The sequence below is a fragment of the Kitasatospora sp. NPDC034533 genome (assembly GCF_055575155.1).
The window spans coordinates 19448-40756 of record NZ_JBVITE010000042.1 but is presented as its reverse complement, the minus strand read 5'-3'; the positions used below and the strand labels follow the sequence as shown (position 1 = coordinate 40756).

The following is a 21309-nucleotide window of genomic DNA, read 5'->3' as shown; positions in this document are numbered from 1 at the left end:
TGAACCCGCCCTCATCGGTAACCGGAAAAGCTGGGGGTGGTCGCGTTGATGACCATCCACAAGCTCACAGTCGGCAACGGCTACACCTACCTGACGCGCCAGGTCGCGGGCGGCGACGTACAGCGTCAGCGGGGGCAGTCGGCAGCCGAGTACTACACCCAGAAGGGCAACCCGCCGGGCATCTGGCTCGGACGTGGTGCGCCCCTGCTCGGGCTCGACGGCGCCACCGTCACCGAGACGCAGATGAAGGCCCTGTTCGGCCTGGGCCAGCACCCGGACGCCGAGCGGATCATCGCCGAGCACCTGGCCGCCAACGTGCGCGCCGACATGGACTCCGAGCAGCTGGCCGCCGTGCGCGCCGCCGCGATCAAGGCCGCCACCCTCGGTCGCAAGTACCCTGAGTACAAGCCACTCGATGCGTTCGCCGAGCGCGTCGAGAAGCGCCTGGAGGTCATCGAGAAGCAGGCTCGCCGCGAGCCCACCCGCGCCGAGATCAAGAAGATCCAGCACGAGGAATCCCGCCGCCAGCGTGCCGCCGTCGCCGGGTTCGACCTCGTCTTCGCCCCGGTGAAGTCCGCCGCGGTGCTGTGGGCGCTGGACGAACGCGAGGAGGTCCGCGACGCCGTCCGCGCGGCCCACGACGCTGCCCGCGACGCCGCGCTGGAGCTGCTGGAGGAGCACGCCGCCTTCACCCGCACCGGCAGCACCGGCCAGGCCCAGATCGAGACCATGGGCCTGGTCGCCGTCGCCTTCGACCACTTCGACTCCCGGGCCGGCGACCCCAACCTCCACACCCACGTCGCCATCGCCAACAAGATCCAGGGCATCGACGGGAGGTGGCGCTCGCTGGACGCCCGCGGCCTCCTGGCGATGACGGTCGCCACCTCCGAGTTCTACAACTCCCGCTTCGAGACCGAGCTGACCGCCCGACTCGGTGTGCAGTTCGAGGCCCGCGAGGACTCCGCCACCAAGCGGCAGCCGGTGCGCGAGATCGTTGGCGTGCCGACCGAGGCGATCACCCACTTCTCCTCCCGCCGGACCGAGATCGAAGCCCGCTACGAGCAGCTCCTGCGCGAGTACCGGCGCGAGCACGGCCACGACCCCTCCCGCGGCATGACCCACCAGCTCGCCCGCCAGGCCAACCTCGACACCCGTGAGGGCAAGAAGGCCGCCCGCTCCCTTGAGGAGATGCGCGCCGACTGGACCCACACCATCACCACCGCCCACGACCCGGACATCGTCCAGCGCGTGATGGCGGCCGTTCCCGCACCCGAAAGCACCCCGGCCACCGCCCAGCAGCAGGAGCCGAAGCCGGTCGAGATCCCCACCCTCGCCGCCGCCGTGATCACCGCTGTCGGTGAGGAGCGCGCGGTGTGGACGGTGTGGAACCTGCGCGCCCACGCCGAGCGCCTGGCCCGCTCCGAGCACCCCACCACCAGCACCGCCGAGCACCAGCAGCTGGTCGAGGCGATCGTCACCGAGGCCATCTCCCCGACGCACAGCGTCCGCATCGACACCCCCACCCTGCTGGACGAGCCCGAGGAACTGCGCCGGGCCAACGGCGACTCCGTGTTCGTCCAGCACGCCTCCACCCGCTACACCAGCACCGCCATCCTGGACGCCGAGCGCCGCCTGGTCACCGCCGCGCTCACCCCCGTCACCGAGGGCCCGAACCCGGCCTTCGTCGGCGCCGCCCTGGACGGCTTCGAGGCCCGCAACCGCGCACTCGACGAGGGCCAGCGCGCCCTCGTCACCGCGTTCATCACGGACCCGCGGCTGGTCTCCCTCGGCCTCGGCCCGGCCGGCTCCGGCAAGACCACCGCGATGCAGGCGTACGTCCACGTCGCCAACCAGGCCGGCCAGCGCGTCGTCCCGCTCGCCACCTCCGCAGCCTCCGCCGCCGTCCTCGCCAAGGACCTCAAGCAGCCCGCCGAGAACCTCCACAAGTTCCTCTGGGAGTACACCGGCGGTACGTACATGAGCGAGCTGCTCAGCGGCCGGAACGTGCCCGAGAGCCGGGCCGGCTTCGTCCTGAACCCCGGCGACGTCGTCCTGGTGGACGAGGCCGGGATGGCAGGCACCCTCAACCTGGACAACCTCGTCAAGATCGCCGCTCAGCGCGGCGCGACCGTGCGCCTGCTCGGCGACTACCGCCAGCTCAGCAGCGTCGAAGCGGGCGGCGCGCTGCGGCTGATCGCCGCCGAGGCCGGCGCCGTCGAACTCACCACCCTCCACCGGTTCAGCGACAAGGCCGAAGCCGCCGCCACCCTCAAAATCCGCACTGGCGACACCGCCGGGCTGGACTTCTACTTCGCCAACCAGCGGGTGGTCAGCGGCTCGCGCACCGCCATGGTCGAAGCCGCCTACGAAGGCTGGAAGACCGACATGCTCGCCGGCCGCACCACCCTGATCAGCGCCCGCACCGGCACCGACGTCACCGCCCTGTCCGCCCGCGCCCGCGAGGACCGCGTGGCCGCCGGCCAGGTCGAGGCAGGCGGCGTCCTGCTGCGCGACGGCAACCGCGCGGGCCGCGGCGACTGGATCGTCACCCGCAAGAACGACCGCAAACTCACCACCAACCGGGGCCGCGACTTCCTCAAGAACGGCGACGCCTGGGAGGTCCTCAAGCGCCACGAGGACGGCTCCCTCAACGTCCGCCACTTGGAACACCGCGGACGCCTCACCCTGCCCGCCGAGTACGTCGCCGCCAACGTCCAGCTGCTCTACGCCTCCACCATCACCCGCTCCCAGGGCGGCACCGTCGACACCGCCCACCCCCTGGTCACCGACGACACCACCCGCGAGGAGCTGTACGTCCAGCTCACCCGCGCCCGCCACACCACCACCCTCTACACCGCCACCCACGACCTCCTCCCGTTCGACACCGACGAGCATCTCGACCTGCCCAAGAACGACCCCGACTCCTTCGCCGCCCGCGAGGTCCTGGAGCGCGTTCTGAGCCGCGAAGGCGCCCAGCTCTCCGCCACCGAGACCATCCGCAACGCCCAGGAGGACGCCGTCTCCCTGGCCACCCTGGTACCCCGCCACCAGCACGCCACCGAGACCCTGACCACCCCCTACTACCACCAGCTCATCCACCGACTCCTCGGCCCCGCCCTCGCCGAACAGATCACCACCGACGACGCGATGACCGCCGTCACCCGCGCGCTGCGCAACGCCGAAACCATGGGCTGGCAGCCCGAGCGGCTGATCGCCGCCGCCACCTGGCGCGGCGACCTGACCCCCGCCGACTCCCCAGCCCAGGCCCTCGCCTGGCGCCTGAACACCATCACCAACTCGCACCCCGCCCCCGCCCACCTCAACGCCCCCACCACCGCCGACACCACCCGCTACGCCGCCCTGGTCGCGCAGCTCACCAACCTGCCCGCCCACCGCTTCGACCCCGAGACCGCGACCACCGAACCGGCCTCCCTGCGCATCGCGCCCGCCGCCGCCCAAGCCCCCGACGCACACCCGCACGTCTCCGCCGACACCCTCAACCGCTACGCGACCACCACCGCCACCGCGCTCAACACCACCACCGACAAGGTCACCGCCCACCCGCAGTGGCCCCACCTCGCCGGCGCCATGGCCGCCGCCGAACGCACCGGCCGCGACACCACCAACCTGCTCACCACCGTCACCGCCCAGGCCATCGGCACCAGCGACCCGGTCACCGCCCTGACCCGCGCCGCCCGTACCACCCTGGCCGAAGACGGCATCCCCGAGAACCACCAGCAGGCCCCCGAAGCCCTCCGCCACCAGGCCCTCGCCGCCACCGTCCTCGGCGACGCGCACTACACCCGCGCCCGCAACGAGAACACCTGGCCCGCCCTCACCGCCGCCCTGCGCCGCGCCGAGACCACCGGCCACGAACCCGCCGCCCTGCTGCGCCAGGCCGCCGAGCGCCGCTCGCTCACCGGCGCCGACAGCCTCAGCCAGGTCCTCGCCTGGCGCATCGGCCGCCAGCTCGCCGCCAACGCCCCGGCCACCGCCGAGCGGCAGAACGACCGAGCCGAAGCGGAGCTGTGGCGCACCCTCGCCTGGACCCTCAAGGCCATCGAGAACACCGGCACCACCGCGGAGACCGCCCTCTCCGAGGTGACCGGCCGCACCGCCCTGCCCGAACTGCTCCAGCACGCCCAGCAACAGGTGCTCGCCCACACCCGGGCCGCCTCCGGCCGCGCCGACCTCCCGTCCTGGATCAGCGCCGTGCCGCGCTCCACCACGGCCAACCCGCGCCACCACGAGTACCTCACCGACAGCGTCGCCCTGATCGCCAACCGGCTCTCGGTGCTCGCCGACCGCACCGTGGAGAACCGCCCGGAATGGAGCCGGACCCTCGGCGAAACCCCGGCCGACCCCACCCGACGCGCCCAGTGGCAGCAGGAGCTCGCCCTCGTCGCCGCCTACCGCGACCAGTACAAGGTCACCGACGACAACGCCGCCCAGCCGGCCGGCCCCTACATCGAGAAGGGACGCACCGGCCACGACGCCTACTGGCAGGCCACCGCCGCCGCCGTCGCCGCCCGAGACATTGCCGCCGCACCCGTCAGCTCGGCGAGCACCACGGGAAGCACCGACCAGCAGGCCCGCCACCAGCTCACCGCCGACGTCTACCGCGCCCTGCCAGCGGCGGACCAGGCCGAGATCCTGCGCACCGTCGCGACCCGAACCGGCGCCACCTGGCTCGCCAGCCTCCCGCGCCTGGACGACGCCGCCCTGGCCCAGCGGTCCGTCGCCGAGCACGTCACCGCCGTGCTCACCGAGCGCCGCCAGCTGACCGCAGAGGCCACCCAGCCCGAGCAGCCGCAGGCGGAGGAACGACGCCAGCCGACCCTCGCTGAACGCCGCCGCGCCGGCCGCCAGGCCGAGCGCCAGGCCCACCGCGACCAGCTCCAGCAGCGCGGCGGACAGCCCACCCGAGCTGCCCGGCCCGTACCCGGCCACCGACCCGAGCCCGTCGAACAGCGTCAGGCTCAGGCCCCGGTCCAGCGCCCCGCCGCGCCGCAGCAGCAAGTTCAGCAGCCGCCGCAGGCTCGCCAGGACCGCGGTCCGCGCATCCGCTGACGATCATGACCGTTCGAGGCCGAGGTTCCCAGGCCCGGTGCCGAGGTCAGAGCCGTCGAAGTGCCCTCTCGCACTCACGGCATCGCCGGTCCTCGAACGCTGCTGGATACCACGGCTCCCCGTAACCGGCCCGGTAGTGCGTGTGCACCAACGGGTCGGTACGGACGCCGCAGAGCGTCGTCGGCAGCGGGTCCTCCGGCACTTCAGGATCGCTCGCCGCGGCGTGGACTGACCGGACGAAGGCGCGGTCCGCCTCATCCGGGTCAAACCCCTCAAGAACCTCCAGCAGCACCAGTACACCCATACCTCGACGGTGCCCTCGGCGCCTGGTTGGCGCACGCTGAGAACACCAGACGCCGCCCGGCGGCCCGCTAGCTGGGCGGCGCCAGCTCGATGGCAGCCGACCCGAGCCTCAGCCCGCTGACGTCGAGGCAGGCAGGGGCCGGGTACGTGGAGGGCGTCGGCGACCCGGATGGCGCTGTTGACTAGAAGATCTCCCACCTCCGTGGAGGACGGCCCCTTTCGCTAAGTCAGACAACGGCTGGTGTTGCTCCGGCATACGGGCACGAGCTCGGCGGTGTGGGGCCAGTCGGTTCAGGCCCGCTACTGGGCGATGGTGTACCGGGCCCGGAAACCGAGGTGCTGGCAGGTCAGGGCGGCGGAACATTCGGCTTCGACCCGTGGGAGTGGTAGTTGATACCCCTTACAGGGGCGATGAGATGAGAGCCGAGGGGTCGTGGGTTGGTGTGTTCGCGCCGACCTTGGTACCCCTCCGAGGGGTGATGAGGGCATCGTGCGGTTCGTCACGGTCGACCTTGATGAGTTGCTACCCCTGCTGCGGAATGTCGAGTGCACCACAGCGCAGCCCTGATGCTACCGGGGGTTGTCACAGGACCTGGCCGGGTTGGTAGGCGTGTTGGTTGGAGCCTCGGACAGCGAGGAGGCCAAGGTCGGGGTCGTAGTCGGCGTCAAGGATGCGGACGTTGAGGGCCTTCTCGTAGCGGGTGAGTGGGGCGGCCCAGGCGGGCATGGGGATGAGGTACTGGTCGGCGGCGAGTCGTCCCTCCGCGGTGGTGCCTTGGGTGAGTGCATCGGTGTAGGCGCCGCGGTGTTGTTCGAGGATGGCTTCGGTGCCGTCGAAGAGTTCGTCGAAGGTCTGTGCGAGGTCGGTGCGGTCTGCGAAGGGCCGGCGGAAGGTGAGGAAGGCGTTGTCGAAGGCGTCGCGGTGGTTGGTGACTTCGTCGTGCCAGCGCCGGCCCCAGTCGGTGGTGTAGATGGTGTTGAGCCAGTCGGTTGCGTCGGCTTCGCTGACGATGCGGTGCTGGTGTTCGAGAAGGCGGTGCCAGCCGGCCTCGACCGGTTCGCGGGGGTAGATGCCGTCGGCGTACTCGCCGGGCTGGTTGCGTCGGCGAGTCCAGGCCGGTGTGTGGACGATGACGTCGGCCGGGTCGTAGGCGCCGAGGCGGTTGATGCGGCCGAATCGCTGGAGTAGGGCTTCCAGCGGAGCGGCTGCGGTGAACAGCACGTCGAGGTCGAGGTCGAGGCTGACCTCGACAACCTGGGTGGCGACCAGCAGCCCGGGGCGGCGGCGGGCTGCGCTGGCGAATCGGTTTCGGATGTTCTGCTCGATACGGCTGCGGTCTTGGCGGGTGAAGCGGGAGTGCAGGAGGAAGGCGCTGTCGTCGCCGTGGAGGGCCCGGCAGTGCGGGGCGAGTTCGCTGAACAGGGCCAGGGCGTGCGCGACGTTGTTGGCGACGACCAGGACGCTCTGACCGCGGTCGAGTCGAGCGCGGATCTCGTGGGTGGTGGCCGGGTCGGTGAGGTGGTGGCGGCGTACCTGAAGGCGGTGACGGGGCGGCAGGCCGAGATCGGGGGTGTCCACCAGGGCGGGTGCCTGGGCGAGCGTGTCCTCGAAGAGGTCGGCGAGGACGTCGGGCAGGGTGGCGGAGACGACGGCGATCCGCCCTCCCAGGCGTTCCCACATCCGGGCCGTGGCGAGGACGTAGCCGAGGCGGCGGGAGTCGTAGGCGTGCAGCTCGTCGAGGATGAAGACCGAGTTCGCGGCGTCCACGAGCAGGCCGGCATGGGCCGGGCCGGCGAGGGCGGCGCGGAGTAGCTGGTAGGGCGTGCCCACCCGCACGCTCTCGCGGAACAGCCGGGTGGCCGCCGCCCTGGCGAGGGCCTTGGTGGCTTCGCTCGGTCGGCAGGGCCCGGTCTCCTCCTGCTCCTGGCTGTCGGTGGAGCGGATGGCGGCGGCCAGGTGGTAGGAGGAGGCGCGGGAGTGGGCGACGCCGACCAGGCCCGGGTTGCCGAGGAGGTCGGCGAAGCGGTCGGTCATCGCGTTGATGGAGGCGAGATAGGGCAGGGTGAAGAAGACCCTGGGCACGCCGCCCGAGTGCTGGGTGAGTTCGGTGACCTGGCGGGCCGCCCACAGCAGCACAGCCTCGGTCTTCCCGCTGCCGGTGGGCGCCCGCAGAAGCAGGTGGCCGCTGGTCTCGGCCGCGCGGACCTGGTGCTCGCGCAGCGCCCGGCCCTTGACGGCCATCTGCTCTTCGAGGGCGGGCCGGAAGCGGTGGTCGAAGGGCTGGGTGGTGTGGAGGGAGCCATGGGCAGAGGAGAGGTGGTCGGCGACCGTTACTGCCCCTTGGAGCAGGACGGCGGCCAGGCCGATGTCGGGACTCACCCGCCGGTCCCAGCGGTGCAGCAGCTCGGTGAGGGTGCGGTGTGCCGCGTCGATGAGGTCGGTGCCGCTCAGCGGGCTGGTCTTCGGGGTGGTGGGGAGCATGGTCGCGGTCGCGGTGGTGTGCAGCCAGGCGAGCAGCGCCGTCACCGCGTTCTCGTCGATCGGGCCGATTCGCTTCGCGAGGTCCTCCGGTGTCAGGCCGTCGTAGAGGAAGCGCAGATCGCGGCCGTTGCTTCCGGTCAGTGCGCGGTGGTGGGTGGCGACGCCGGTCGCCACCCAGCCGCACAGTTGCTCGTCCGGTACGAGGCTGGGGAGGAAACCGAGGGAAACGACCTCGTGCCGCTCGCCCCAGGAGCGGACCCGGCCGAGGAGCATCTGCTGGCAGCCGTCCGTGAGCTTGCCGCCGTCGTGGTACAGCCCGCTCAGCTGGGCGGTCGGCCAGAACCGGTCGTCCAGCACATGCTCTGCGGCCTCGATCCGGCCGACCCGCCGGGCGAGCTCGACCCCCGCCGTCAATGTGGCGTCCAGATGCACCGTCAGCTCTTCGGACGGCACGGCGCCGCGGGCGCTCTTGGCCAGCAGCGTCCGTAGGGGATCGGCGCTCGTGCCCAAGGTCGTCTCCTTCTTCTGGGTCAGGCCGGGCTGACGGTGGTGGTGAAGTGGGCGCCGGGGTGGACGGCTGGCAGCAGCAGAACGGCCTGGCCGTCAGCATCCGACCAGCTGCCGGGCACGATGGTGCGGCTGCGGCCGGTGGCGTCGTGCCGGTAGTCACCCCAGACGGTCCGCTCCCGCCCCGGGGCCACCGCGGTCGGCAGTCGCAGCAGCGTGCCCTGGGCCTTGGGGAAAACGGGGACGACGGCGCCGCGCTGCTCACCCTCGACCGGGGTGAGGACGGTGTGATCGAGGCGGATTCCGACGAGGTCCTGGCTTCGGCCAAGCCGCAGCGGCCATACCGGCCTCCGCAACCGGCCGCGCCATACCTCGGCATCGTCCAGCAGCCAGATGCGCACGGTGGCGTCGGCGAGGAACTCCCGGGTACGCGGGACCGGGGTGGTGGCCTTCCCAGTGGCATCCAGCGGGTGGTAGGTCTCCAAGTCGACCCCGGCGCCAGCAGCGTGGAAGGCCATGGCGAACCGCAGGCCAACGTCGACCGCGTCCCAGCCGCCGGCCGCCGCCGCGAGTATCCCGGCGACGGTGGACGGCGGCGGACAGGGATGAGTGACCTGCACACCGGCATACAGGTGGTTGCGGAAGGAGACCACCGGCGCGGTCAGCGTCACCCGCAGCGCCGTAACCGAGGCGGCCGTCATGCCGCGGGGTCCTCGAACCAGGCGTCGTGCTCGCCAGCACCGATCCGGTCGGCCAGGCCGTTGAGGATCACCCGGGGGTGCCCGAAGACCACGGCGCCGCTGTCGACGAGGTCAGCGAGATCCTTGACCGCCCGCTCGCGCTGGTCGCCGAGGAACCCGGGCGCCCAGCCGACCAGCACCGGGCCGTCCAGCTCGTCGCGCCACGCCCCGATCTCCTCGCGCAGCACATCGGCCTGGAAGACAGGCCGGCCGTCGTCGGCGCCGACGATCCGGGTGAACGGGTTCACGCCGCCCTTGACCGGGGCGAGCAGCACCAGCGCCGGGGCGCGGTCGCCGTAGTGGAGGGCCTGCTTCGCGCCGCCGCGCACCGCGGCGAGCGTGCGCAGCACGGCGTCCACCCGTCGCCGACGCTCTGCCAGGGGCAGCCGCACCGCGCCGACGCTGCGCAGCACCGTCTTCTCGGCACCCGCCTTGACGGCCTCCTCCGCGGCGGCCGGGCTCAGCGCGGTACGCAGCCCAGTGCCGTCCGTCTCGAAGACGCCGACACGGGGAAGGTCCAGGAGCACGTCCCCGGCCAGGACGGCGCTGTAGAGCTCGTGGGAGTGGATCACCGGGTGCTCGCCAGCGGGGAAGTCCCGGCTCATGGTGCCGAAGTCGCTGGTGGGCCGCTGCGGGACGACGGAGACGAACGTGCCGGTCGCCAGCACCGTCTCCCGGCCGTAGCTCTCCTTCTTCACCGCGACCATGTAGCCGAACAAGTCGTCGTCCAGGTGCAGATCGGGGCGGCCCGCAGTGTACGCCTGCTGCTTGGCGCCGGCGCCGCTGCGGATCACCGGCGACCGCGACTCCTGCACGGGCAGGCTGTCGCGCAGCCAACGGCGGAACGCCTGCGCGGACACGTACGGATGGACGTCCCGCCCGACCCGCAACTGCTTGACCTTGCCGTTGTTGTCCTCCGCCAAGCCGTTGTTCGGGGCTCCCGCCACAACATCCAGAACGATCTTGCCAACCAGGTACGTCACTGCTGCTCATCCTCCGTGTCGAACGTCAGGGCTTCGAGGTCGCGGGGATCGAGATCCTCCTCGCCCTCCTCCTCCGGCTGCTCGGGCTTCCAGCCGAGCGAGTTCAGCTCCTGCAGCACACCGACCAGGAGCATGTCCCGGTGGAACCAGGCCGGGTTCTGCGAGACCGGGCTGAACAGCAGCTCGAAGCCCCGCTCGGTCACCAACGGCCCCGCAGCTCCCGTGGGCGGCTTGACGGTCCATTGCACGCCCTGGGATGTGAGCCATCCGCGCAGCTTCGACGGGTCGCGAAGCAGCGTGCGGAAGCTCCGCAATTGGCCGCCGGTGGTGGCGGTGCTCAGCAGCACGGCCACGTTGCGGGCGGTCCTGGCGATCTCGGCCAGGTCTTTCTCGGTCATCAGCATTACCTCGGTCGCGAAGGAGTTGAGCAGCACCGCCAGGGCCTCGGCCCGGGACCGGTCACGCCCGGTGCGGGTCAGGCAGCCGAGCAACCGGCCGTGGCCGGCGGCCACGATCCGGCTGGGCGAGCGGAAGACGTTGCGGGCCAAGGCCACGAGCCCAGGCGTCGACGCACTGGCATGGGCGCGCACCAGCTCCGCGAAACCGGCCCGCCGGTCACCCAATCGCTGGGTGCGGCGCAGCCACTCGGCCAGCGGCTGCTCCAGCGCGTGGGTCTCCAGCTCCTGGCCGCGGTTGTTGTTGTTGAACACCACGAGGTCGACGGCAGCGCCCATCGGGCGGCGGTGGGTGCGCAGCGCGACAAGTGCGACGACCTCCTGCGCGCCGGTCTGCCGTTTGCTGCCGTCGCCGGTGGCGGCGAGCATCCGGTTGTGGTCGACCTGCTCGGCCACAGCGTGCTGGAGGAAGTCGTCGTCCCAGCTGTGCAGGGCGATGGACGGCCCGCCGGTCAGGCGCACCCCGTAGGGCAGCGCGTAGAAGCTGCACAGACACGGCCAGCACAGGGCCATCCCGTCGTGGCCTCGCGGGGTGGTGTTGCGGTACGACTGGCTCTCGGCGAGCGGCACGTCGCTCTTCCCGTAGTACCCGACCGCCTGCCGTGAGCACAGCGAGCACACCGTGGGCGGCCAGCCGGACGGCGAGGGCAGAGTCCGCCACTGCTCCACCCGCTCCGCGATCTCGGCATCGGTGCGCTTGCCGTTGCCGGGGTGGTTCATCGCGGTGTTGGGGAAGAAGGAGTAGCTGACCTTCAACCAGAAACCGTCCGTCGCCTTGGTGTCGCGTCCGAGCGCTGCACGCAGCGCGTCCCGGGACATCTGCGACAGCGCCGCCTCGAACTCGGCCCCGGTGGTCTCCTCCGGAGAGCCGTCGCCGGCCAAGGCGGCGAGCGCGAACGCCCCCACCCGCTGCAAGGGGTGCGCCGTCAGCACCAGTCGGCCCTGGCCGAGGTCATCGCGAGCCAGCGTGGTCATGCCGCCACCCAGCCGAACCCGGCCGAGTTCGCCTGGCCCAGGCCCCAGCTCCACAAGGCCCGCAGCGTCTCCGGCGCTCCAGACAGCTCCACCTCGACGGCGGCCCCAGGCTTGGCACCCTGCCCCACGACGAACGACCTCTTCGGCCCCACCCAGGACACCGACTCCAGGTTGACCCCGGCGTCCAGGCCCAAGGTCTCGGCCTTGCGCCGCAGGTTCCCCTGGAAGTAGCCCGCCCACTCCAGCTCCGTCGGCAGCACCCATGCCTGACGCGGCCCGCGCACCCCATCCGCGCTGTAGCCGGAGCCCTTCATCACCACCGGAGTTGACGTCCGCAACACGGCCCGGCCATCCGCAAACTCCGGCGGCTCCACCAGGCCGAGGCCCGTCAGGCGCAGGGCGACCCCGCCCCAGTCCAACAATTCACGCTCCGCGAACCCTGCCGCCAGCGCCTCCACGATGGCCGGCACCGGGCTGCCGAACTCGACCACCCCCCGCCCGCCCGCCGCATACCGCCCCGGCCGCCGCCGTGCGGACGAGAACACCGGCGCACCATGCCCGAACGGTGCCATCCCGTGGGGCCCCTCACCGTGCTCGTGCAACCGGCGCCCAAGCTCCGGAGCTACCCGTCCCAGCACGTCGTAGACCACCCCCCGGCCAGGGGCCAGCACGCTGCCCCACGGCACCTCCTCCGCTGCCGTCACCACGGCCAGCCGCACCCTCATCCCGCGCTCCAACGCTCAAACGGCATGACAAACCAGCAAGCTGACGAACCGCCAGTCGCACAGTCCAGGACCCTAAACTGCGCCACTGACAGCCGTCACAAGATTGCGCACAGTCACTCACGACCCCGGGCAGCACGCGATGCCGTACCGTTGAACAAGGCCACCGCAGACCAACGCCAAGCTGCGCACCGCAGAGCCACGACGTGGCCAACAGCATCACCGGGTTCCCACTGCAGAACCTGGCTCACTGACCAGTCACATCCGCTGGCTGACCTGCAGCTTTACCATCGGGCCTCATCGCCCCCGGGGAGGGGTAGCAACGTCACGCGGACCTCCATGGCTGGTGGATGGCCATGCGGGCCTCATCGCCCCCGGGGAGGGGTAGCAACCAGGTGGCGCGCACACTGACTGATCACCTGCTGATCGCCTCATCGCCCCCGGGAAGGGGTAGCAACGCACCTACGCCGCTGTTTTCGGCCTGACGGGCTGGCGTCTCATCGCCCCCGGGGAGGGGTAGCAACACGTAGCCACCCGGCAGCGCCCACGAGCCCATGTGCGGGCCTCATCGCCCTCGGGGAGGGGTAGCAATATGCCGGGGTGCTGGTAGAGGGGCACGCCGAGCCCCGCCTCATCGCCGCTGGGGAGGGGTAGCAACCCGTGGCGCACCGCGACCCACGGGTACGCGCCGAAGCCCAGCCTCATCCCCCTGGGAGAGTCAGCAACTTGATCAGAGATCAGCAGGTGATCTGTCAGTGTGCGTGCCTCATAGCCCCTGGGAGGGGTAGCAACTACATCATCGCGATGCCGGCGAACCCGTCCGGCGAGGCATCATCGCCCCTGGGAGGGGTAGCAACGACTCCAGCCGGAACCCGGCGTCGTACGCGGCCAGACATCATCGCCCCTGGGAGGGGCAGCAACCTCGGCCAGATGGGTCAACCGGCAGATACGGCCCGCCTCATCACCCCTGGGAGGGGTAGCAACTGCGTCGCCGCGTACAGCTCCAGGGCCGTGTCCTGGCGCCTCATCGCCCCTGGGGGTAGCAACGCGTGGCGCTCCAACCAGGCGTGCACGGGCCCGGGCCTCATCGCCCCTGGGAGGGTTAGCAACGTGATGCCGTCGCCGCGCAGGACGTGCGGGTGGATGCCTCATCGCCCCTGGGAGGGGTCGCAACGGGTAGACGACGGCGGGGGCCGCCTGGCGGCGGTGAGCCTCATCGCCCCTGGGAGGGGTAGCAACACGCTGAACAGCGCCGCCGGCAGCCGGACGGAGCCGGCCTCATCGCCCCTGGGAGGGTAGCAACCTGCTGTCCGCGCTCACCAGCGACTCCCGGCTGCTGGCCTCATCGCCCCTGGGAGGGGTAGCAACCCGAGGTACTTCGCGCTGTCGGCCGCGCTGATCCGCCTCATCGCCCCTGGGAGGGGTAGCAACCGGGCCAGAGCGCGAGCGGCGTGCAGGACGACCGGGCGCCTCATCGCCCCTGGGAGGGGTAGCAACCCGTGGATCAGCGGTGCGTGGAGCGGGAGGTCCGCGGTCTTATCGCCCCTGTGAGGGGTAGCAACAACGCCGGGCCGCACTTGGCGCCGGCGACCAGGCGATCCCTATCTTCCCTGCGAGGGGTAGCAACAGGCCGGGCCCGGTGCTGGCCCGGAGCGAGCTGCCCGCCTCATCGCCCCTGCGGGGGGTGGCAATACGCTGACCGGCAGGGCCCGGGCCAGCCAGCCGCGCGCCTCATCGCCCCTGCGAGGGGTAGCAACGGGCTCGCGGGTCTTCCCCGTTGGGCGGCTTGCGGTGTCTCATCACCCCTGGGAGGGGTAGCAACTCGATCCCGTCTCCGCCGATGTAGTGGCCGATCAGTCCGGTATTATCACCCCTGCGATGGGTAGCAACCTGGTCAGCAGCACCAGGTGACCGGCCAGGATCTCGCCTCATCGCCCCTGCGAGGGGTAGCAACAGGATGACCTGGGTGTGTGCAGCGAGGGTGTGGCCGGCCTCATCACCCCTGCGAGGGGTAGTAACCTGGGGAGCTTCACCCACCAGGTGATGACCGTGCCGGCCTCATCGCCCCTGGGAGGGGTAACAACTTGACGCCGTCCAGCACCTGAATGCCGATGCCGGCCTCATACCCCCTGGGAGGGTTAGCAATCGGACGGCGAGGTAGGAGCCTCCGAGGCCGATCGCCGCCTCATCTCATCGCCCCTGGGAGGGGTAGCAACTCCCAGGCGGTGCAGTGCGAGCGCTTGACGCCGTCGCCGTCCTGCCTCATCGCCCTGGGAGGGGTAACGACGTGGCCTGGGCGAGTCCAAGCCGTGCCCAGTGCGGGCGAGGCCACCGTGCCGTTCGCGGACTGGGATTGGCAGGTCGACCTGGTCGAGGGTGTGGTGCCGCGCGAGGTCGAGGAGTTGGTCGTGGCGCTGGTGGACCGGATCTGTGACCTGGCGGAGAAGGAGAACAGGCCATATGCCGCCGCCCGTGCGGCGGCCCGGTTCGAGCGCGCCGCCGGTTCGACCGCGCTGCTGGCCGGACGCCAGGCCCGCAGCAGCATGATGACCTGGGAGTACATCGGCCGCGCCTTCGGCTGCTCGCCGGAGCAGGCGCCGGAGCGGTTCGGCGAGACACCGCCCGACGTCGATCAGGGTGGAGAGGAGTAGGTCGTCAGCCGCCGAGTTGAGGCCGGTGACCCCCGCCAGGCTGAGTCCCCGGTCCAGCCGCGGCCGTGGGAGATTGGGCGGGACCAGCAGGGACCGCGTCATCGCTAAGCCGGGGCACCTCGGCCGTTTATTCTCCGAGGAGCAGTGCCCAGCGCTCCGAGCAGGCCGGTAGCGCTGCCGCCTGCTCGCACAGCGCGCGGAGCGCGGAGTTGCTCCGGACCTGACCGAGGGGGCTCTGGTCCAGCGCGAGGTCGCGCGCCGCGTTGATCTGGTTGGTCAGCACGACAGCCTGGCGCTGGAGAGCCATGGCGTCGCGGTTCTCTTCCGCGTACGCCATGTAGCCAGCACGGAGGTCGGATTCAAGCTCGCGCAAGTCCACGGGGCCGATCGGATCGCAGGATGGGAGAACGGCTGAATCACGGGGCTCGGCATGCCAGAGCACCGAGCCAGTCGAGAGTTCGACGGCCTCGATCCACATCCCGATCGGGATTTCGGTAGAGGTGACGTACCAGGTGGCAGGGTCGGAGTCACCCGCGATCTCAAGGGGCCTGGCAAGCCCGTCCCCGACCCCGAGCTCATGCTTGTGCACAGCCCAGGGCACTACCCCCCTGTCCAGCCGGACCGCTATTCGGATCGTCGTTCTGGTTGCCTCAAGCCCTGTCGTCTTAGGGTCGGTGCTGTCGCTCAACCAGATCAGTGGAAGCTCGTCGAAGAAGCTGGTGGCGTTCGTGCTGTATGGGACGATCGCGCCGACTGCTTGGAGGCCGGGTCGCGCGGGATCAGCAGGGACACTCCACGCGTCATGGTCGGTGTAGTGGAACAAGGTGACGGCCATGGCCGTACCCTCCCACACGACCGAGCTGCTCGTTCAGCGTCCGTGCTCACCCAACTTCGGCCGAACCTGGGGCCGGAGGGCGGCTGACCCGGCGCGTTACGCGTCAACTCCCGTGTCGTCGGAGTTGGCCGATGCAGGAAGTTGCTCGGGGACGTTTCGCAAGAGTGCGGCGGTCATCGCAAGCAGCGCTTCGGCTTCGGCCCTGCTGTACTCGAACGACTTCGTGATGGCGTCGTTGTGCATGGCCCCGGAGGTCTGGCTGTACAGCGAATCTTGGATTCGCCACCAGCGCTCCGACTGAGTGCACTGGTTGGCGAGCTTCTTGGAACCAGGGTTGTCCCACCCAGCATTGTGCTGCATCCACTCCAGGACGCGGCGTACTTCCAGAATCGCTGCCCGGATGCTGCCTCTGGTGATCAAGCGCTGGGCTTCACGGAGGGCGAGTCCAGGCGCGGCACGCCGAGAGTCGTGGAGCGGGTATGGGACGGCCATCTCGAACGCTGCGGATGGGGCCGCTTGCTCCAGCTGTTCCTCCCACCGACTCCTCGGGATGGACATCTGGTCCGTGATGAGCGCGGTGCCGGGATAACCCGCCGCCTGCGGAAGCGTCGCCGACACCTCCACCTCGAACCGGGCGTCCCCAGACCGGCCAGCCTCGACCGCGTGAAGCTGCACGGTGGTGAGCGGGAACACCAAGGTTTGCCGATGAACGGTGACGGTCGGCGTGTATGCCAGGTTCGCCGTCACCCGCCCAAGCTGGGCCCGGTTGATCGGCGAAGCCGCGAACCCGAACAAGGTTGCCTCCAGCGAGAGGAGCTTCCCGGCCTCACTCAACGGCGATACGCCGACCGCGGCCTGGACTCGCAGTTCCTGGCCGCCGATCGAGCGGTGGAGCCACACCTGCTCGCCCATCTCCAGCGTGAACCTGATGTCGTTCTCGAAGCGCAGTTCCTGCACGGGTTCCCCCAGCTGAGCATCATTGGTCCCCCAATTCTGCCTGCCCTGATGCCCGTACCGCCGCTGGTTTCCCGCTTGGCTGGCGCGGCAGACCGACAGTTCTTGCGGGATGCCGACAGGTCCTATCCACCGAGCAGCCGCGACTCAGTCCGCCGGCCTGGGCTTCCATCCGAAGCCGGAGTTCCGGAAGGCGTGTATCGAGCACCCGGCGTATTGGCGTGCCGCCCGGACCGCCGTCTTTCGGGACATGGCCTTCCCTCCTTCGGTGAAGATGGCGCCCTCCGTGCGGTTGCCGATGGCCTCCCGGAGAAGGACTGAGGCACTTTCTGGGATGAGCATCTCCGCCAGCCTGCTCTTCGAAGCGCCAGCGGCGGACAACGTGGTGTCGGTCGCGTCCCGGACGTCGAGAGAAAGGAAGTCCGTGAGGTTGAACTTGACCTCCGCGAGCAGCACCCACAGAGTGCGTTGAGCGACGGGGATGGCCGAGTCCGAGATCAGTTCGTCGAACTGCTGGGGGGTGATGGTGTCGAGGTGCACGGTCGGCTCCTTGGTCACGTTACGTGATAAACGGGGTGAGCAAGGGTGCGCTGCCGCCCACAGGTTCGCAGCGATGTCCGGCCCCGTTCGGTACCCGCGAGGGAGCCGTGGGCCTGCGATACTTGTCGGGCCGCAAGGCGGCCGAGCAGCGAGGCAATCGGCGGCGGCCAGAAGGCCGGCGGACCACCTCCCAGCACGGAATCGGCACACATGAGGCCGAGAAGCGCGGAGAGGTTGCGAGAGCCCGGTGAGGCGTTCTCGCAGGTCAGTGGCCAAGTGGTCAACGTTTCTGCAGGTCAGCGCCTTGCCAGGGGAAAACTTACAAAGCAGATGTCGGCGGTTCGAAACCGTCCGCGCCCACCCCTTGAACAGCTGAAACGCGGGCTGCGGCCCAGGTCGGGAGCATGATCCCGACCTGGGCCGCAGTCGTTTCCGTGGTTTCACCGGAGCCCCGGCGCGCTCGCGGGGCGGAAGATCATCTCCTGAAGATCTCCCAAACGATCATGCCGAACCGGAAGGCCGGTGGGGCGGCGGCTCCGCCGTGTGGCGGGGGTGGGGCAAGGGGGTGAGGATCGGGGGGAGCGGTCGGACCCCTGGGAGCGGTGGCGGATGGCTGAGCAGGTCGAGGGGGCGCGGGCGCAGTTGTCCTCGCGCCTGAACTGGCTGCGGGCGGCCGTGCTGGGTGCCAATGACGGGGTGGTGTCGACGGCCGGGATCGTGACCGGTGTCGCGGGCGCGGCGGGTTCCCGGACGGCGCTGCTCGCGGCCGGGGTGGCCGGGCTGCTGGCCGGGGCGATGTCGATGGCGGCCGGCGAGTACGTCTCGGTGAGCACCCAACGGGACACCGAGCGGGCCGCGTTGGCGCAGGAGCGGCGGGAGCTCGCGGAGGATCCGGAAGGGGAGCTGGACGAGCTGACCGACTACTACCGGGGCAGCGGGCTGGCGGACGGCCTGGCCCGGGAGGTGGCGGCGGCGCTGACCGAACGGGACGCGCTGGCGGCCCACGCGCAGACCGAACTCGGCATCGACCCGGACGTGTTGACCAACCCCTGGGAGGCGGCTGGGGCCAGTGCGGCGGCGTTCACGCTGGGGGCGCTGGTGCCGCTGCTGGCGGTGCTGCTGCCGCCGGAGTCGTGGCGGCTGCTGGTGACGGTGGTGGCGGTGGTGGCCGCGCTCACCCTGTCGGGCTGGGCGAGTGCGCGGCTGGGCGGTGCGGGGCCGGCGCGGGCGGTGATGCGCAACGTGGTCGGTGGGCTGCTGGCGATGGCGGTGACGTACAGCGGCGGCGTGCTGCTGGATCAGGTCACCCGGTGAGTGCGAGTCCGCGCGGTGCCCGAGGTGACCGGGCGGCCCCGGTGGCTCCGGTGGCGTCGGCGGCCTTAGCGGGCTCGGCGGCCTCGACGGGCGAGGTCGGGCGGCCTGTGTTTGTGTGGCTGCAGACCGCTTGGGAGAGGTGAATCGCTGTGACCATGCCCCCGTTCGGGTCGAACGACCCGTTCTCCGACCTGCTCAGCCGGTTCTTCGGGATGAGCCCGCTGGCCTCCCCGCCCGCCGTGCAGCGGGTGCCCATCGGGCGGCTGCTGAGCGAGTCCTCGCAGGAACTGCTGGCGCTGGCCGCGCAGCGGGCGGCCGAGGACGGCTCCAGCGACCTCGACACCGCGCACCTGGCCTGGGCGGCCACCCGGGTGGAACCCTCGCGCCGGATGCTGGAGCGGGCCGGCATCGACCCGGACCGGCTCTCCGGGGACCTGGAGCACGCCCTGCCGACCGGCACCGCCGACCAGGTGGACGACCGGCCGGCGCTCACCCCGTCGGCGAAGCGCGCGCTGCTCGCCGCACACGCCCGTTCGCAGGCGGCCGGTGCCTCGTACATCGGGCCGGAGCACATCCTCGGCGCGCTGCTCGACCAGGAGCGCTCGGGCGCCGGCGTGGCGCTGCGCAACGCGGCGCCCTCGCAGGAGGCGCTGAAGTCGGTGCTGGAGGGGCGCGGCACCGGCGGCGAGCGCACCGGCACGGGCGCTCGCCCGAGCGAGACGCCGACGCTGGACGAGTACGGGCGCGACCTGACCGAGGAGGCGCGCTCGGGCCGGCTGGACCCGGTGGTCGGGCGGGCCGAGGAGATCGAGCAGACCGTCGAGATCCTGTCCCGGCGGACCAAGAACAACCCGGTGCTGATCGGCGAGCCGGGCGTCGGCAAGACCGCGATCGTGGAGGGCCTGGCCCAGCGGATCGTCTCCGGCGACGTGCCGCAGAGCCTCCGGGAGAAGCGGGTGGTCACCCTCGACCTGACCGCGCTGGTGGCCGGCTCCAAGTACCGGGGCGAGTTCGAGGAGCGGCTGAAGAGCGTGATCGACGAGGTCGTCGCGGCCGAGAAGAGCGTGATCCTCTTCCTGGACGAGCTGCACACCGTGGTCGGCGCGGGCAGCGGCGGCGAGGGCTCGATGGACGCCGGCAACATCCTCAAACCGGCGCTCGCGCGCGGGGAGTTGAGCGTGGTGGGCGCGACCACGCTGGACGAGTACCGCAGGCACGTGGAGAAGGACGCCGCGCTGGAGCGGCGCTTCCAGCCGGTGCTGGTGCCCGAGCCGAGCGTCGAGGAGACGATCGAGATCCTCCACGGGCTGCGTGACGCGTACGAGGCGCACCACCAGGTGCGGTTCACCGACGAGGCGCTGGACGCGGCGGCGGCGCTCTCCGACCGGTACGTCAGCGACCGCTTCCTGCCCGACAAGGCGATCGACCTGCTGGACCAGGCCGGCGCGAGGGTCCGGCTGCGCAGCCTGAGCGGGTCCACCGAGGCGACCGGCGTGCAGGACCGGATCACCAAGCTGAAGCGGGAGCTGGACGAGGCCGTCGCGGACGAGGAGTTCGTCAGGGCGGCCAACCTGAAGACCGAACTGCGGCAGACCGAGGACGAGTTGGCGTCGATCGCCGAGTCCCGCGAGGACGTCGTCGACGTGACGGCCGACGACATCGCGCAGGTGCTCTCCTCCCGCACCGGCATCCCGGTCGCGGAGCTGAACGCGACCGAGAAGGAGCGGCTGCTCAAGCTGGAGGAGCACCTGCACGAGAAGGTGATCGGCCAGGACGAGGCGGTCACCGCGGTCGCCCAGGCGGTGCGCCGCGGCCGGGCCGGGATGGGCGACCCGGAGCGGCCGACCGGCTCCTTCCTCTTCCTCGGGCCGACCGGCGTCGGCAAGACCGAGCTGGCGAAGGCACTGGCGGCGCTGCTGTTCGGTGACCCGGACCGGATGATCCGCTTCGACATGAGCGAGTTCCAGGAGAAGCACACCGTCTCCCGGCTGGTCGGCTCCCCGCCCGGCTACGTCGGCTACGAGGAGGCCGGGCAGCTGACCGAGGCGGTGCGCCGCAAGCCGTACAGCGTGCTGCTCTTCGACGAGGTGGAGAAGGCGCACCCGGACGTCTTCAACCTGCTGCTCCAGGTGCTGGACGACGGACGGCTGACCGACTCCCAGGGGCGTACGGTCGACTTCCGCAACACCGTGGTGATCATGACCAGCAACATCGGCTCGCAGCGGATCCTGGACCACGCCGGCGATGTGGACGAGATCAGGGACGACCTGATGCGCGACCTGCGCACCCGGTTCCGGCCGGAGTTCCTCAACCGGATCGACGAGGTGATCGTCTTCCACGCACTCACCCGCAAGGACCTGCTGTCCGTGGTGGACCTGCTGCTGGAGCGCAGCCGGCGCCGGCTGCGGGCCCAGGACGTCCGGCTGGACGTCACCGAGGCGGCCAAGGAGTACCTGGTCAACCGGGGCTACCAGCCGGAGTTCGGGGCCCGGCCGCTGCGCCGGACGATCCAGTCGGAGCTGGACAACCGGATCTCCAACCTGTTGCTCGACGGAACGGTGCGGGAGGGGGACACGCTGGTCGCGGACGTGAGCGACGGGGAACTGGTGGTCACCCTGGCGAGGCCGGAGGCCTCGGCGACCTTCGAGGAGGCGGAGGCGAAGGCGCGGGGCGCCGAGGAGGGCTGATCCGGGCGTGGCCGCCGACCTTCGGGCGTACTCCGGCGGGAGTACGCCCGAACGCCACTGGTGGAGGACGCGCGGGAGCGGGGCGCGGGTC

The 21309-nt window shown here is 71.0% G+C and carries 13 protein-coding genes; 4 read left to right on the top strand and 9 right to left on the bottom strand.

Features of this window, described 5'->3' with window-relative positions; genetic code table 11:
• The first annotated feature begins 48 nt into the window (after window positions 1-48).
• A complete protein-coding gene (gene mobF / locus ACZ55U_RS25780; protein ID WP_465529404.1) occupies window positions 49-5070 on the top strand; it encodes a MobF family relaxase in 5022 nt (1673 codons plus the stop codon).
• 46 nt (window positions 5071-5116) lie between these two features.
• On the opposite strand, the gene ACZ55U_RS25775 is transcribed toward mobF, so the two are convergent.
• From ACZ55U_RS25775 to ACZ55U_RS25750, 6 genes are all read right to left on the bottom strand, one after another.
• Window positions 5117-5374 (bottom strand): hypothetical protein, encoded by a 258-nt coding sequence (locus ACZ55U_RS25775; protein ID WP_465529402.1) that lies wholly within the window; start codon window positions 5372-5374, stop codon window positions 5117-5119.
• Window positions 5375-5956: 582 nt separating this feature from the next.
• Complete coding sequence (gene cas3, locus ACZ55U_RS25770) at window positions 5957-8365, bottom strand: CRISPR-associated helicase Cas3' (protein WP_465529400.1); 2409 nt, start codon at window positions 8363-8365, stop codon at window positions 5957-5959.
• Between the two features lie 20 nt (window positions 8366-8385).
• Entirely contained in the window at window positions 8386-9063 is a 678-nt protein-coding gene (cas5, locus tag ACZ55U_RS25765) for a CRISPR-associated protein Cas5 (protein WP_465529398.1), read from the bottom strand.
• The gene (cas7i, locus tag ACZ55U_RS25760; RefSeq protein WP_465529396.1) at window positions 9060-10085 is read right to left on the bottom strand and encodes a type I-B CRISPR-associated protein Cas7/Cst2/DevR; all 1026 of its coding nucleotides are present in this window, start codon (window positions 10083-10085) and stop codon (window positions 9060-9062) included. Before cas7i ends, cas5 begins: the two co-directional genes overlap by 4 nt.
• Complete coding sequence (locus ACZ55U_RS25755) at window positions 10082-11515, bottom strand: hypothetical protein (protein ID WP_465529394.1); 1434 nt, start codon at window positions 11513-11515, stop codon at window positions 10082-10084. Before ACZ55U_RS25755 ends, cas7i begins: the two co-directional genes overlap by 4 nt.
• Window positions 11512-12240 (bottom strand): CRISPR-associated endoribonuclease Cas6, encoded by a 729-nt coding sequence (locus ACZ55U_RS25750; protein WP_465529390.1) that lies wholly within the window; start codon window positions 12238-12240, stop codon window positions 11512-11514. The genes ACZ55U_RS25755 and ACZ55U_RS25750 overlap by 4 nt, the downstream gene beginning before the upstream one ends.
• A gap of 2306 nt (window positions 12241-14546) precedes the next feature.
• Between ACZ55U_RS25750 and ACZ55U_RS25745 the strand changes: the two genes are divergently transcribed.
• Window positions 14547-14888: a hypothetical protein gene (locus tag ACZ55U_RS25745; RefSeq protein ID WP_465529388.1), complete on the top strand. Its 342-nt coding sequence runs from the start codon at window positions 14547-14549 to the stop codon at window positions 14886-14888.
• Window positions 14889-15015: 127 nt separating this feature from the next.
• Here ACZ55U_RS25745 and ACZ55U_RS25740 read toward each other — a convergent pair whose 3' ends face one another.
• From ACZ55U_RS25740 to ACZ55U_RS25730, 3 genes are all read right to left on the bottom strand, one after another.
• Window positions 15016-15723, bottom strand: a complete 708-nt coding sequence (locus ACZ55U_RS25740) for a hypothetical protein (RefSeq protein WP_465529386.1) — start codon at window positions 15721-15723, stop codon at window positions 15016-15018.
• A gap of 96 nt (window positions 15724-15819) precedes the next feature.
• Window positions 15820-16680 carry a hypothetical protein gene (locus ACZ55U_RS25735; RefSeq protein ID WP_465529384.1) on the bottom strand — a complete coding sequence of 287 codons (861 nt, stop codon included), beginning with the start codon at window positions 16678-16680 and terminating at the stop codon, window positions 15820-15822.
• Between the two features lie 144 nt (window positions 16681-16824).
• On the bottom strand, window positions 16825-17217 hold the full coding sequence (locus ACZ55U_RS25730; RefSeq protein WP_465529382.1) for a hypothetical protein: 393 nt from the start codon (window positions 17215-17217) through the stop codon (window positions 16825-16827).
• Between the two features lie 609 nt (window positions 17218-17826).
• Between ACZ55U_RS25730 and ACZ55U_RS25725 the strand changes: the two genes are divergently transcribed.
• Both ACZ55U_RS25725 and ACZ55U_RS25720 read left to right on the top strand, forming a co-directional pair.
• Window positions 17827-18531: a VIT1/CCC1 transporter family protein gene (locus ACZ55U_RS25725; protein WP_465529380.1), complete on the top strand. Its 705-nt coding sequence runs from the start codon at window positions 17827-17829 to the stop codon at window positions 18529-18531.
• A 155-nt stretch (window positions 18532-18686) separates the two neighbouring features.
• Window positions 18687-21218: an ATP-dependent Clp protease ATP-binding subunit gene (locus tag ACZ55U_RS25720; protein ID WP_465529476.1), complete on the top strand. Its 2532-nt coding sequence runs from the start codon at window positions 18687-18689 to the stop codon at window positions 21216-21218.
• Window positions 21219-21309: the final 91 nt, after the last annotated feature.

Excerpts from the sequence above, each read along its gene's own strand:
- mobF (WP_465529404.1), top strand. The coding sequence starts at position 49 with ATGACCATCCACAAGCTCACAGTCGGCAACGGCTACACCTACCTGACG.
- ACZ55U_RS25755 (WP_465529394.1), bottom strand. The coding sequence starts at position 11,515 with ATGACCACGCTGGCTCGCGATGACCTCGGCCAGGGCCGACTGGTGCTG.
- ACZ55U_RS25725 (WP_465529380.1), top strand. The coding sequence starts at position 17,827 with ATGGCTGAGCAGGTCGAGGGGGCGCGGGCGCAGTTGTCCTCGCGCCTG.
- cas5 (WP_465529398.1), bottom strand. The coding sequence starts at position 9,063 with ATGACGGCCGCCTCGGTTACGGCGCTGCGGGTGACGCTGACCGCGCCG.
- ACZ55U_RS25750 (WP_465529390.1), bottom strand. The coding sequence starts at position 12,240 with ATGAGGGTGCGGCTGGCCGTGGTGACGGCAGCGGAGGAGGTGCCGTGG.
- ACZ55U_RS25775 (WP_465529402.1), bottom strand. The coding sequence starts at position 5,374 with ATGGGTGTACTGGTGCTGCTGGAGGTTCTTGAGGGGTTTGACCCGGAT.
- ACZ55U_RS25720 (WP_465529476.1), top strand. The coding sequence starts at position 18,687 with ATGCCCCCGTTCGGGTCGAACGACCCGTTCTCCGACCTGCTCAGCCGG.
- ACZ55U_RS25740 (WP_465529386.1), bottom strand. The coding sequence starts at position 15,723 with ATGGCCGTCACCTTGTTCCACTACACCGACCATGACGCGTGGAGTGTC.